This is a genomic window from Brevundimonas sp. LPMIX5 (assembly GCF_003576505.1).
GTDB classification, from domain to species: Bacteria; Pseudomonadota; Alphaproteobacteria; order Caulobacterales; family Caulobacteraceae; genus Brevundimonas; species Brevundimonas naejangsanensis.
Genome location: NZ_QWTZ01000014.1, coordinates 185,313 through 198,027 on the forward strand (window position 1 = coordinate 185,313; position 12,715 = coordinate 198,027).

At 66.8% G+C, this 12,715-nt stretch carries 11 protein-coding genes; all 11 read left to right on the forward strand.

Going from position 1 to position 12,715, the window contains the following annotated elements; translation table 11 throughout:
* Positions 1 to 27 precede the first annotated feature (27 nt).
* The 11 genes from D1604_RS13185 to D1604_RS13235 all read left to right on the forward strand — a co-directional run bounded on the left by D1604_RS13185 (position 28) and on the right by D1604_RS13235 (position 12,714).
* Positions 28 to 1,029 carry an alpha/beta fold hydrolase gene (locus D1604_RS13185; RefSeq protein WP_233552088.1) on the forward strand — a complete coding sequence of 334 codons (1,002 nt, stop codon included), beginning with the start codon at positions 28 to 30 and terminating at the stop codon, positions 1,027 to 1,029.
* A 136-nt stretch (positions 1,030 to 1,165) separates the two neighbouring features.
* A complete protein-coding gene (locus tag D1604_RS13190) occupies positions 1,166 to 2,260 on the forward strand; it encodes a Glu/Leu/Phe/Val family dehydrogenase (RefSeq protein WP_119413668.1) in 1,095 nt (364 codons plus the stop codon).
* A 247-nt stretch (positions 2,261 to 2,507) separates the two neighbouring features.
* Positions 2,508 to 4,148: a flagellar basal-body MS-ring/collar protein FliF gene (gene fliF, locus D1604_RS13195; RefSeq protein WP_119413687.1), complete on the forward strand. Its 1,641-nt coding sequence runs from the start codon at positions 2,508 to 2,510 to the stop codon at positions 4,146 to 4,148.
* Positions 4,148 to 5,185, forward strand: coding sequence for a flagellar motor switch protein FliG (gene fliG / locus D1604_RS13200; protein WP_024354750.1), 1,038 nt, complete (start codon positions 4,148 to 4,150; stop codon positions 5,183 to 5,185). The genes fliF and fliG overlap by 1 nt, the downstream gene beginning before the upstream one ends.
* A 1-nt stretch (position 5,186) precedes the next feature.
* The gene (locus D1604_RS13205; protein WP_119413669.1) at positions 5,187 to 5,861 is read left to right on the forward strand and encodes a flagellar assembly protein FlbE; all 675 of its coding nucleotides are present in this window, start codon (positions 5,187 to 5,189) and stop codon (positions 5,859 to 5,861) included.
* Complete coding sequence (gene fliN / locus D1604_RS13210) at positions 5,861 to 6,193, forward strand: flagellar motor switch protein FliN (protein WP_024354748.1); 333 nt, start codon at positions 5,861 to 5,863, stop codon at positions 6,191 to 6,193. Before D1604_RS13205 ends, fliN begins: the two co-directional genes overlap by 1 nt.
* Positions 6,194 to 6,234: 41 nt before the next feature.
* The gene (gene flbD / locus D1604_RS13215; RefSeq protein WP_119413670.1) at positions 6,235 to 7,644 is read left to right on the forward strand and encodes a sigma-54-dependent transcriptional regulator FlbD; all 1,410 of its coding nucleotides are present in this window, start codon (positions 6,235 to 6,237) and stop codon (positions 7,642 to 7,644) included.
* 4 nt (positions 7,645 to 7,648) lie between these two features.
* Complete coding sequence (gene bla / locus D1604_RS13220) at positions 7,649 to 8,548, forward strand: class A beta-lactamase (protein WP_233552090.1); 900 nt, start codon at positions 7,649 to 7,651, stop codon at positions 8,546 to 8,548.
* A 56-nt stretch (positions 8,549 to 8,604) separates the two neighbouring features.
* Positions 8,605 to 10,704, forward strand: a complete 2,100-nt coding sequence (gene flhA / locus D1604_RS13225) for a flagellar biosynthesis protein FlhA (protein WP_119413671.1) — start codon at positions 8,605 to 8,607, stop codon at positions 10,702 to 10,704.
* 55 nt (positions 10,705 to 10,759) lie between these two features.
* Positions 10,760 to 12,295 carry a sensor histidine kinase gene (locus D1604_RS13230; RefSeq protein ID WP_024354744.1) on the forward strand — a complete coding sequence of 512 codons (1,536 nt, stop codon included), beginning with the start codon at positions 10,760 to 10,762 and terminating at the stop codon, positions 12,293 to 12,295.
* Positions 12,292 to 12,714, forward strand: coding sequence for a response regulator (locus D1604_RS13235; protein WP_004370806.1), 423 nt, complete (start codon positions 12,292 to 12,294; stop codon positions 12,712 to 12,714). The genes D1604_RS13230 and D1604_RS13235 overlap by 4 nt, the downstream gene beginning before the upstream one ends.
* The last annotated feature ends 1 nt before the right edge of the window (position 12,715 follow it).

The following is a 12,715-nucleotide window of genomic DNA, read 5'->3' on the forward strand; positions in this document are numbered from 1 at the left end:
AGTGGATGGGCGGCAGCCCTTGCGGTCTTGGCCCTCGCCCTGTCCGCCTGCGCCACCCCCTACGTCCAGCCGCCCCTGACGCCGCCCTCAGGCTTCACCGGTCCGCGCGTCGAGGAAGGAACCCTGGGGCGCGGCGCCTTTGTGGTGCAGGACGGGGCGCGGCTGCCCTATCTGCGCTGGAGCCCGCAGGGGCAGGCGCCGTGGGCCGTCATCGTCGCCTTGCACGGGTTCAACGACCACTACGCCTCCTTCCGTTTCGCTGGGCCTTGGTGGGCGACGCGCGGCATCGAGACCTGGGCCTATGATCAGCGCGGCTTCGGCCTTGCGCCCGGACGGGGTGAGTTCGCGGCCGAGAGCCTGACTAGCGCCGATCTGCGCACCATCGTCGCCCTGGTCCGCGCGCAAAGGCCGAACGCTCTGATCGTGGTGGCGGGCGAGAGCATGGGCGGATCGTCCGCCATTGCCGCTTTTGGTTCTGATACCCCGCCCGACGCTGATCGGGTCGTGTTGCTGGCGCCCGGGGTCTGGGGCTGGTCCAGCCAGAGCGCCTTCAACCGGGCTGGGCTGTGGACCGCCGCTCGCCTGATGGGGGCCAGACAGGTCGAGCCGCCGTCGTTCGCCGTGCGCGACATCCGCGCCTCGGACAATACGCTGGAGTTGATCCGCAACGGCCGCGACCCGCTGTCGATCCTGTCGACCCGGTTCGATTCCCTCTACGGCCTGGTCGACCTGATGGAGACGGCGACCCTGCGTCTCGGCCGCGTCGAAAAGCCGACCCTGCTGCTGTACGGCGCCCACGACCAGATCATCACCAAGCGGCCGATGCGCCGCGCCCTGGAGCAGGCAGGCGAGCGGCCGAATCTGACCACGGGCTATTATGCGGACGGCTGGCACATCCTGAACCGGGACCTGCAGGCTGAAACCGTCTTCGCCGACGTGGAGGCCTGGTTGCGTGATCCGGCGCGGTCCCTGCCGTCCGGGGCGCCCGCAGTCCTGCCGGCGCTGCAGGCCGATCCAAAGGCGCGCTGAACGCAAAATCTGCGGTAAATCAGCCCTCAAGCCGCAGTCGGCCCGGAACCAGCGGCGGCTGCACGGTGATGCTTGCCGTTTGGGCAGGGGGCGCGTATGTCCATGCGCACAAAAAATACCCCAGGAAAGGCCTGTCATGGGCACGACGCTGTTTGAATCTCCCTCGTTTGCGAACCATGAAGGCGTGCACGCCTTCTATGATGAGAAAACCGGCCTAAAGGCTATTGTTGCGGTGCACTCCACCGCGCGCGGTCCGGCCGTGGGCGGCACCCGCATGTGGAACTACGCTTCCTCGGCCGAGGCTCTGGAAGACGTGCTGCGCCTGTCCAAGGGCATGAGCTACAAGAACGCCATCGCCGATCTGGAGATGGGCGGCGGCAAGTCGGTCATCATCGGCGACAGCCGCACCCAGAAGTCGCCTGAGCTGTTCCACGCCTTCGGCCGCTATCTGAACGGTCTGGGCGGCCACTACTACGCCGCCGAAGACGTCGGCACCTCGGTCGAGGACATCGCCGAAGCACGCAAGGTCACCGAATTCGTTCTGGGCCTGAAGGACGGCCCGGAAGCCTCGGGCGATCCCAGCCCGGTCACCGCCGAGGGCGTGTTCCGCTCGAACCTGGTCGTCGCCCGCCGCCTGTTCAAACAGGACGACATGACGGATCTGACCGTCGCCATTCAGGGCGTGGGTCACGTCGGCGCCTATCTGGCCGAGAAGCTGCACAAGGCCGGCGCCAAGCTGATCATCACCGACGTCAATCAGGCCAATCTGGAAGCCGTCGCCGCCAAGACCGGCGCCGAGATCGTCGCCCCGGACGCCATCTATGACGTCGCCGCCGACATCTACGCTCCGTGCGCGCTCGGCGCCACGCTGAACCCGCAGACGCTGGACCGCCTGAAGGTCAAGGCCGTCTGCGGCGCCGCCAACAACCAGCTGGCCACCGCCGATATCGGCGACGAACTGTTCAAGCGCGGCGTGCTGTATGCGCCCGACTACGTCATCAACGGCGGCGGCATCATCAACGTCGCCTCGGAAATGAACGCCCGTCAGACCGGCGGCGCCTATGACGCCTCGTGGGTCGAAGGCAAGCTGTCGCGCCTGATGGAGACCTTCGAGGAAATCCTCGAGCGTTCGGTTTCCGAGAACAAGCCGACCCACCTGATCGCCGACGCCATCGCCGAGGCCCGCATCAAGGTCGCCGCCGACGCGAAGGCCGAGGCCCAGAAGGTCTAAGGCTTTCGACCAGACAGCCTGCCTCCGTTTAGGAAGCGGGCGGGCGCCGGGGGGCGCCGAAGGGGGTGCGGGGCGTGATGGTCCCGCAGCCCCTTTTTCTTTTGTGTGCGAGTTATCCCTCTCGCATCGGGAGCGGGGCGCGCGGATTCCCATCTCTTTAACGCCTCTTAACGCCGCATTTACCATCCAGGCGGCAGTTTCTGCCTAGCGGGTTCGGTTCGTCCCGCGTGTGCAGGGGCGGTTGCGCGTGGGCGGCTTCACGGAAGCTTTGAAGAAGTTCGGCATCGGACGCCTGGCCGCCATCCTTGGCGTGGCGGCCGGAGTGGCCGCAGTGCTGGTCGCCGTCATGCTGCGCGTGGGGCAGGCGCCGGACGCCTTGCTCTATTCCAACCTCGACCTGCGCGAAGCCTCAGAGATCAGCGCCGCCCTGAGCCAGGCGGGCATCAAATATTCCTCCAAGGGCGACGGCTCGACCCTCTTCGTCAGCCGCGACGAAGTCGGCACGGCGCGCCTGATGCTGGCGGGCAAGGGGCTCGTGACCTCGGGCAGCGTCGGCTACGAACTCTTCGACAATCAGTCGGTGCTGGGCCAGACCGAGTTCCAGCAGAACCTGAACGAACAGCGCGCGCTGCAGGGCGAGCTGGCGCGCACCATCATGTCGATGCGCGGCATAAGTTCGGCTCGGGTCCACATCACCATGCCCCGGCGCGAGATGTTTCAGGCCGCCGCCATCGATCCGACCGCCGCCGTGGTCGTGGGTCTGTCGGGCCGCGACCTGACGACCGATCAGGTGCGCGCCATCCGCAACGTCGTGGCGTCGTCCGTGCCCAACCTGAAGCCGGACAAGGTCACGGTGACGGATCAGGCCAACCGCACCCTGGCTGCGGGCTCCGAAGAGACCGGCTTCACCTCCGCCACCGCCGACGCCGCCAAGGCCTCGACCGAGGCGCAGATGCAGGCCCGCATCAAGGACATCGTCGAGGGCGTCGTCGGCGCCGGGGCCGCGCGCGTCCAGGTCACGGCGGACATCGACCACAGCCGCTCGACCACTCAGGAGCAGAAGTTCGACCCTGACGGCCAGGTCGTTCGCTCGACCTCGACGAACGGCAGCCAGTCGCAGGAAACGACCGGTCAGGGCGATGGCGCGACCGCGACGGCCAACATTCCCGGCGACGACGCTCCGGTCGCCAACCCGATCGGCTCGACCCGCGCCGAGAACACCGAGACGACCAACTACGAAATCTCCAACACCACCACCACGACGGTGAAGGAGCCGGGCGAGGTCAAGAAACTGTCCGTCTCGGTCGCGGTCGACGGCAAATACACTCCCGCCGCCGACGGCAAGGGCGAGCCGACCTACGCCGCCCGCACCGCCGAGGAAGTTCAGCAGATCAAGGCCCTGGTCGCCGCCGCCGTCGGCATCGACGAGGCGCGGGGCGACAAGCTGGAAGTTGTCAACGTCCGCTTCAACCGCGAGCCCTCCGCCGCGCCGGGCGAGGAAAAGGGATCGTCGCTGTTCGCCTTCGACAAGAACGACATCATGCGCGGGGTCGAACTGCTGGTCCTGCTGGTCACCGGCCTGCTGCTGATCTTCTTCGTCCTGCGTCCGCTGCTGAAGACCGCATCGGGTCAGGGGCGTGCGGGCGTGCCCGCCCTGGCCGGCGCCGGCGGCATTCCCGTCACGGCGTTGGACACCCAGCTTGTCGGCGGAACCCTGCCGGGCGGCGCGCCCATGCTGGCCGGTCCCAGCGACATGGAGCAACGCATCGACATCGCCCGCATCGAGGGTCAGGTGAAAGCCTCGTCTATCAAGAAGGTCGCCGATTTCGTCGACAGCCACCCAGAGGAATCCACGGCGATCCTGCGCGCCTGGATGCATGAAACCTGATGGCGGCGCGGCTGGTTTCAAAAGGCGCGGCGGTCGACGACGCCAAGAAGCTGACGGGGCCAGAAAAGGCGGCCGTCGTTCTTCTTTCTCTGGGCGAAGAGCATACGGCCCTGTGGCAGCAGCTCGACGATGAGGAGATCAAGGAGGTCTCCCAGGCCATGGCGGGGCTGGGCAGCGTCACCGCCGCCGTGGTCGAAGAGGTGCTGGTCGAGTTCGTCTCCGGTATCGGCGGCTCGGGCTCGCTGATGGGCTCCTACGAGCAGACGCAGCGTCTGCTGGCCTCCTTCATGCCTTCCGACCGGGTCGAGGCCCTGATGGAGGAGATCCGCGGTCCCGCCGGCCGCACCATGTGGGACAAGCTCGGCAATGTGAACGAGGCCGTGCTCGCCAACTATCTGAAGAACGAATACCCGCAGACGGTCGCGGTGGTCCTGTCCAAGATCAAGCCGGACCACGCCTCGCGCGTGCTGACGGCCCTGCCCGAGGACTTCGCCCTGGAATGCGTCCAGCGGATGCTGCGCATGGAGCCGGTGCAGCGCGACATCCTCGACAAGATCGAACAGACTCTGCGCAGCGAGTTCATGTCCAATCTGGCGCGCACGTCCAAGCGCGACAGCCATGAACTGATGGCCGACATTTTCAACAGCTTCGACCGCCAGACCGAGGCCCGCTTCATCGGCGCCTTGGAGGAACGCAACCGCGACGCGGCCGAGCGTATCCGCGCCCTGATGTTCGTGTTTGAGGACCTGTCGCGCCTTGATCCGGGCGGGGTGCAGACCCTGCTGCGCTCGGTCGAGAAGGACCAACTGGGGCTGGCACTGAAGGGCGCCTCGGATTCCCTGCGCGAAATGTTCTTCTCCAACATGTCCGAGCGCGCCTCGAAGATCATGCGCGAGGATATGGATTCGATGGGGCCTGTCCGCCTCAAGGACGTCGATAACGCCCAGATGGCCATGGTCCAGGTGGCCAAGGATCTGGCGGCGCGCGGCGACATCATGCTGGCCGGCCAGGGCGGCGACGACGAGTTGATCTACTGACATGACCGCCCAACCCGCCAACGCCGTCCCCTTCGCCTTCGACACCGAGTTCGGGGCTGACGGCGCCGTGCTGCGCGCCTCGACCTGGCAGCCGACCAAGCGCGCCTTCGCCCCGGCCGAGGTCGAGGCCCTGGTCGCCCAGGCGCGGCTGGAAGCCCGCCAGCAGGCGCTGAACGAGGTCGAGGCCCTGCGCGCCGACGCCCTGTCCATCGTGGCGCAGACGGTTTCCCAGGCGGCGACCGCCCTGCGCGGCGTGGCCGAGGCGCACCGCCGCGAGTCCGCCGAACTGGCGCTGGCCGCCGCGCGTGTGATCGGTTCGGCCGCCTTCGAACGCTTCCCGCGTCGTCCGCTGGAGGCCGCCATCGAGTCTCTCGGGCAGGAGATGGACGCCACGCCGCGCCTTGTCGTCCGCGCCTCGGGGCTGGACGAGGACGGCCGCGCTCAGATCGAGGCTCTGTGCGCTCAGGCGGGTTTTTCAGGGCTGGTGGTGTTCCGCGACGAACCGCATCTGCCCGCCGCCGCCTTCGCCCTGGAATGGGCTGACGGGCGCGCCGAGTTCGACCCGGCCGAAGCTGAAGCGCGCGTCGTTGCGGCGCTCAACGCCGCACTGGCCGCCGAAGCCGGCCACGCTGAGCCGCCCCTTGAAGGCGGCGCCCATGACAGGAGGGGCTTCTGATGGCCACCGACGATCTCTCGCTTGAGGAATTCGGCGATTCCACCGCCCTGAATCTGGCCGATGACGGCGGCGAGAAGTCCGCTGTCGATCTGGCGCCTGTCTTCGACGTGCCGGTCAACATCTCGGCCGTATTGGGCAAGGCGCACATGTCGGTCGCCCAGCTGCTGAAGCTGAACAAGGGCTCTGTGCTGGAGCTGGACCGCAAGGTCGGCGAGGCGATCGACATCTTCGTCAACAACCGTCTGGTGGCGCGCGGCGAGGTCGTCGTCGTCGAGGATCGTCTGGGCGTGACCATGACGGAAATCATCAAGACCGAGGACAAGGGCGCCTGATCGGCCGCCTCGTCACGGACAGGATTTGAAGGAGTAGGGCGATGCGTCTTCTGGTGGTGGGTCGTTTAAGCGGCCAACTGGCGACGGCGGTGAAGATGGCCATGGCGCACGGCGCCAAGGTCCAGCACGTCGAGCGCGCCGATCAGGCGACCGAGCAACTGCGCCGGGGGCAGGGCGCGGACCTGCTGATGGTCGACTACCGCATCGACATCGCCGCCCTGATCGCCGCCAACGACGCCGAGCGCATTCATGTGCCGGTCGTGGCCTGCGGCGTCGACGCTGACGCCAAGGAAGCGGCCGACGCCATCCGCGCCGGGGCCAAGGAGTTCATCCCCCTGCCGCCCGAGGCGGACCTGATCGCCGCCGTCCTGTCGGCGGTGGCGGATGACGAGCGGCCGATGATCTCGGCTGATCCGGCGATGAAGTCGGTCATCCAGCTGGCCGATCAGGTGGCGCGTTCGGAAGCCTCCATCCTGATCACCGGCGAGAGCGGCGTCGGCAAGGAGGTGATGGCCCGCTATCTGCACAGCAGCTCGCGCCGTGCGGACAAGGCCTTCATCAGCGTCAACTGCGCCGCCATCCCGGATAACCTGCTGGAATCCGAGTTGTTCGGTCACGAGAAGGGGGCCTTTACCGGCGCCGTGGCGCGCCGGATCGGCAAGTTCGAGGAGGCCGACGGCGGCACGCTTCTGCTGGATGAAATCTCCGAGATGGACGCCCGCCTTCAGGCCAAGCTGCTGCGCGCCATCCAGGAAAGGGTGATCGACCGCGTCGGCGGCTCCAAGCCGGTGCCCGTCAACATCCGCATCATCGCCACCTCCAACCGCGACCTGGCCAAGTCGGTGGCCGAGGGGACGTTCCGCGAAGACCTGCTGTACCGGCTGAACGTCGTGAACCTGCGCCTGCCGTCTTTGCGCGAACGCCCCGGCGATATCGCCGTGCTGGCCGACCACTTCGTCAGGAAATACGCCGCCGCCAACGGCGTGCCGCCGCGCGTCATCGGCCCTGAGGCCAGACGCGCCCTGATCGCCCACCGCTGGCCCGGCAACGTGCGCGAGCTGGAAAACGCCATGCACCGCGCGGTGTTGTTGGCGTCCGGGTCCGAGATCGACGTCGACGCCATCCGCCTGCCGGACGGACGCCCATTGCTGGGCGGGGAGGGAGCCTCCACCCCCGCCGCCTCGACCTATGACGCAGGCGTGGCCGGTCAGGCGGCGCAGGCCGCCGACGCCGTGACCCGCAGCTTTGTCGGCCAGACCGTGGCCGAGATGGAGAAGACGCTGATTCTGGACACGCTCAGCCACTGCCTGGGCAACCGCACCCATGCGGCGACGATCCTGGGCATCTCCATCCGCACCCTGCGCAACAAGCTCAACGAATACGCCGATCAGGGCACGCCGATCCCGGCGCCCCAGTCGGGCGTGGCGGCCGCCTACGGCGCGGCGGGCTGATCCGGTGCGCGCCGACCGTCGCACCCTGCTGATCGGCGCGGGCGCTCTGACGCTTGGGGGCATGGCCTTGGGCGCCTGTGCGCAAGCGACGGAGCCTGCGACGGCCGAGCCCGTCGTTCTGGACCTCGACCTGTCGGCGCTGGAAGCCCGCCACGGCGGCCGTCTGGGCGTCTCGGTCCTGACCGAAGGCAAGCGCGCCGACTGGCGCGGCGACGAGCGGTTTGTCTATTGCTCGACCTTCAAGATGTATCTGGCCGCCGCCACCCTGTTGCGCGTTCAGGCGGGGCAGGAGCGGCTGGACCGGGCGATCCCGGTGACGCAGGCCGACATGATCAGCCACGCCCCGGTGACGGAGCCGGCCGTCGGTCGGGCCCTGACCATCGAGCAACTGATGAAGGGCGCGGTCGAAGTCAGCGACAACCCCGCCGCCAACATCCTGATCCGCGAAATGGGCGGGCTGGAGCCCTTGCGCGCCTTCTATCGCGGCATCGGCGATGAGACGACCCGCGTGGATCGGCTGGAGCCGGAACTGAACCGGGCGGACGGCGACAAGGACACCATCCAGCCTGCGCAGTCGGCCCGCAATATCGAGCGGCTGATCCTGTCGGAGGCCTCGCCGCTCGATTCGGCTTTCAAGCGGTTGCTTCTGGAATGGATGGTGGCGTCGCCGACGGGGCAGGCGCGCCTGAAGGCGGGCGTTCCTTCCGGCTGGACCGTCGCGCACAAGACCGGCACGGGCGGCGACGGTCCGGTGAATGACATCGGCGTGCTGTATCCGACCGACGGCGCGCCCATCGCCATCGCCGTCTATTTCCACGCCACGAAGGATTCGACCGACGCCCAGCGCGAGGCGGTGGTCGCCGATGCGACGCGGCAGGCGCTCAAGGCGCTGGGGCATGGCTGACATGGATGAGATCTGGCGAATCCTGTCATCAGGCGACATGACCTTCGCACGTCGTCATGGCTGACGCGCCGTTCCTGATGAAGGACGGCATGGCGCGCCCCACGGGGCGTGATGCGATGGGCTGGCTGTTGCGTGGCGAAGTCGGCATGGCGGTCGGCGTCATCGGCGTCATCATGCTGCTGATCCTGCCGGTCCCGAAGATGCTTCTGGATCTGCTGCTGGCGATTTCGCTCGTCTCGAGCGTGCTGATCCTGATGACGGCCGTGATGATGAAGCGGCCGCTGGACTTCGCCATCTTCCCGACCGTGCTGCTGGTCTCGACCCTTTACCGCCTGGGGCTGAACCTGGCCTCGACGCGGCTGATCCTCAGCAACGGCCAGGAAGGCCACGACAGCGCAGGCAAGATCATCCAGGCCTTCGGCGAGCTGATGATGGGGGGCAACTTCATCATCGGGGTGATCATCTTCGCCATCCTGCTGGTGGTGAACTTCGTCGTCATCACCAAGGGCGCGACCCGTATCGCCGAGGTCTCGGCCCGCTTCACCCTGGACTCCATGCCGGGCAAGCAGATGGCCATCGACGCCGACCTGTCGTCCGGCCTGATCAATGAGGAACAGGCCAAGCTGCGTCGCAAGGAACTGGAGCAGGAATCCACCTTCTTCGGCGCCATGGACGGCGCCTCGAAGTTCGTGCGCGGCGATGCGGTCGCGGGCCTGATCATCACCTTCATCAACGTCATCGGCGGCCTGCTGATCGGGGTGCTGCAGCACGGCATGCCGGCCATGGAGGCCGCCAACACCTATGTGCAGCTGACGGTCGGCGACGGTCTGGTGACGCAGATTCCGGCCATCATCGTTTCGGTCGCGGCGGGTTTCCTCGTGACCAAGGCCGGGGTCGAGGGCTCGGCCGACAAGGCCTTCGCGGCGCAGCTGGCGACCAATCCGGTGTCGCTGGGGGTGGTGTCCGGCACGGCGGGCCTGATCGGCCTGATCCCGGGGATGCCGCTGCTGCCGTTCGCGGGACTGGCGCTGGCGACGGGCTTCATGGCGTGGAAACTCGGCCGCGACCGGTTGAAGCCGCCGCCCGCCGAGCCGGTGGACCTCAAGCCCAGGGAGGATGTCGAGGAGCCCATTTCCACCGCCCTGACCATCGACGAGGTGAAGATCGAACTGGGCTATGCCCTGCTGGCCCTGATCAACGATCTGGAGGGGCGGCGCCTGACGGACCAGATCCGCGCCCTGCGCCGATCGCTGGCCCAGGAATACGGCTTCGTCATGCCGTCGGTGCGCATCCTCGACAACATGCGCCTGCCCAATCAGGGCTACGCCATCCGTATCAAGGAGATGGACGCCGGATCGGGCGAGGTGCGTCTGTCCTCCCTGATGGCGATGGACCCTGCGGGGCGTCAGGTCGAACTGCCCGGCGAACACACGCGCGAGCCCGCGTTCGGCCTGCCCGCCACCTGGATCGACGAGTCCCTGCGCGAGGAGGCGACCTTCCGCGGCTACACCATCGTCGACCCCTCGACAGTGCTGACCACGCACCTGACCGAAATCCTCAAGGAGAACATGGCCGAGCTGCTGTCCTATGCTGAGGTGCAGAAGCTGTTGAAGGAGTTGAAGGGCGAGGAGCAGAAGCTGGTCGAGGAGCTGATCCCCTCGGTCGTCACCGTGACGACGCTTCAGCGCGTCCTGCAGGCCCTGCTGCGCGAAAAGGTGTCGATCCGCGACCTGCCCGCCATCCTCGAAGGCCTGGCCGAGGCCGCGCCGCACACCACCAGCGTCTCCACCCTGGTCGAGCACGTCCGCAGCCGTCTGGCGCGTCAGCTGTGCTGGCAGCACAAGGCCGACGACGGCGCCCTGCCCATCGTCACCCTGTCGCCCGAGTGGGAACAGGCCTTCGCCGACAGTCTGGTCGGTCCCGGCGAAGACAAGCAGCTGGCGATGGCGCCCAGCAAACTTCAGGACTTCATCCGCGCCGTGCGCGACGTGTTCGAGCGCGCGGCCATGACGGGCGAGAACCCGGTCCTCCTGACCGGGCCGCAGGTGCGTCCCTACGTCCGTTCCATCATCGAACGCTTCCGGGGCCAGACGGTGGTGATGAGCCAGAATGAGATTCACCCCAAGGCCCGCCTGCGCACCGTCGGCTCGGTTTAGGCGACTTCACGGTTAATCGCTGGACACCGCGCAGGCGGCGAATATGGTTCCGGCCATGAAACGCATTCGGCCGGCCCTGCGCACCTTCGGAACCTTCCTGCGCACCCCGACCCTCAGTCGCTCCATCATCGCGCTTCTGGCGCTCGCCATCCTGTTGCTGATGGCGGTGAACGCCGCGACCTTCGTCATGATCCAGCGGACGGCGACCTATAACGATACGGTCGACCACAGCCAGCAGGTGCGTCTGGCGGCCAAGGACATGCTGATGCTGCTGACCGAGGCCGAGACGGGTCAGAGAGGCTTCATGCTGACGGCTCGGACCGAATATCTGGGGCTGCACGAGAACGCAGTGGCCAAGCTGCCGGGCGTGGTCGAGCGGATGGAGCAACTGGCGGTCGGCGATCAGGATCAGGCCCGCCGGGTGGCCAAGGTGAAGGGGCTCTATCGTGAGCGTCTGAAACTGATGGCGGACACGATCGAGCTGACGCGAACGGGGCGCATCGGCGAAGCGGTGTCCTTGATCCGTAACGGTCGCGGCAAGTTTCTGATGGACCAGATCCGCGTCGAGCTGTCTGCAGTGGATGCGGTCGAGGCGCAGCGTCTGACGGAAAGGACGCGTCAGTCCGAGCGGGCGCAAACGGTCACGGTCGCAGTCAACGCCCTGGCGGCGGTTCTGGTGCTGATCCTGGCGGGCATCAGCGTCTGGATGGTGCGACGCTATGTGGCCGAGATCGAGGAGGCGCATTTCGAACTCGACCGCGTCAACGCCGGGCTTGAAAACGAGGTCCGTGACCGCACCGCTGAACTGACCCGCGCCAATGAGGAAATCCAGCGGTTCGCCTATATCGTCAGCCACGATCTGCGCGCGCCCCTGGTCAATGTCATGGGCTACACGTCTGAGCTGGAGCAGGTCAGCAAGGCTCTGGAGCAGCAGCTGACCTCGCTGGAGGCGACCCACCCGGAGCTTGTGGACGCTGAGGCGCTGCGTTCAGTGCGCGAGGATGCGCCCGAAGCGGTGGGCTTTATCCGCACCTCGACGGCCAAGATGGACCGGCTGATCAACGCCATCCTGCGCCTGTCACGCGAGGGGCGCCGCGCCCTTCAGCCCGAGACGCTCGATATGACGGCCATGGTCCGCGCCATCGCTGACACCGTCAGCCATCAGGTCGCCGAAACGGGCGGCGAGATCACGATCAGCGATCTGCCTGCGATGGAGAACGACCGTCTGTCGATCGAGCAGGTCTTCAGCAATCTGATCGACAACGCCGTCAAGTATCAGCAGCCGGGCCGGCCGATCCATATTGAGGTCAGCGGCCGGCAGGAGCCGGACGGCTGGGTCTCTTATGCTGTGCGAGATAACGGCCGGGGCGTCTCGCCTCGGGATCATGAACGGATATTCGAGCTGTTCCGGCGCTCGGGCAAGCAGGACACGCCGGGGGAAGGCCTGGGCCTGGCGTTCGTACGCAACATCGTTCGCCGGATGGGCGGCGTGATCGACGTCGAATCCGAACTGGGCGAAGGCTCGACTTTTTACCTAAAATTTCCGAAGCGTCTGATTATGCTGGGTGACTATCAAGGAGATCGCCTGTGAGCCACTCGGTGAAGATTGTCATGGTCGAGGACGACCATGGCCACGCCAAGCTCATTGAGAAGAACATCCGGCGGGCGAATATCGCCAACGACATCGTTCATTTCGACCATGGCGATGCGGCGCTGGATTATCTCTTTCAGGAAGAGGTTCGCCGCAGCGGCCCTCTGCTGATCCTTCTGGACCTCAATCTGCCGGACATGTCGGGCACGGATATCCTTGAGCGGGTCAAGGCGGACGAGCGTCTGCGCCGCGCCCCGGTGGTGGTGCTGACCACGACGGACGACAAGGGCGAGATCCAGCGCTGCTACGACCTGGGCTGCAACGTCTACATCACCAAGCCGGTCGACTATGAGGCCTTCGCGGGCGCGATCCGTCAGCTGGGCCTGTTCCTTTCCGTCATGCAAGCCCCCGAGATCTGAC

Excerpts from the sequence above, each read along its gene's own strand:
- fliG (WP_024354750.1), top strand. The coding sequence starts at position 4,148 with ATGGCGGCGCGGCTGGTTTCAAAAGGCGCGGCGGTCGACGACGCCAAG.
- D1604_RS13205 (WP_119413669.1), top strand. The coding sequence starts at position 5,187 with ATGACCGCCCAACCCGCCAACGCCGTCCCCTTCGCCTTCGACACCGAG.
- flbD (WP_119413670.1), top strand. The coding sequence starts at position 6,235 with ATGCGTCTTCTGGTGGTGGGTCGTTTAAGCGGCCAACTGGCGACGGCG.
- D1604_RS13190 (WP_119413668.1), top strand. The coding sequence starts at position 1,166 with ATGGGCACGACGCTGTTTGAATCTCCCTCGTTTGCGAACCATGAAGGC.
- D1604_RS13230 (WP_024354744.1), top strand. The coding sequence starts at position 10,760 with ATGAAACGCATTCGGCCGGCCCTGCGCACCTTCGGAACCTTCCTGCGC.
- flhA (WP_119413671.1), top strand. The coding sequence starts at position 8,605 with ATGGCTGACGCGCCGTTCCTGATGAAGGACGGCATGGCGCGCCCCACG.
- fliN (WP_024354748.1), top strand. The coding sequence starts at position 5,861 with ATGGCCACCGACGATCTCTCGCTTGAGGAATTCGGCGATTCCACCGCC.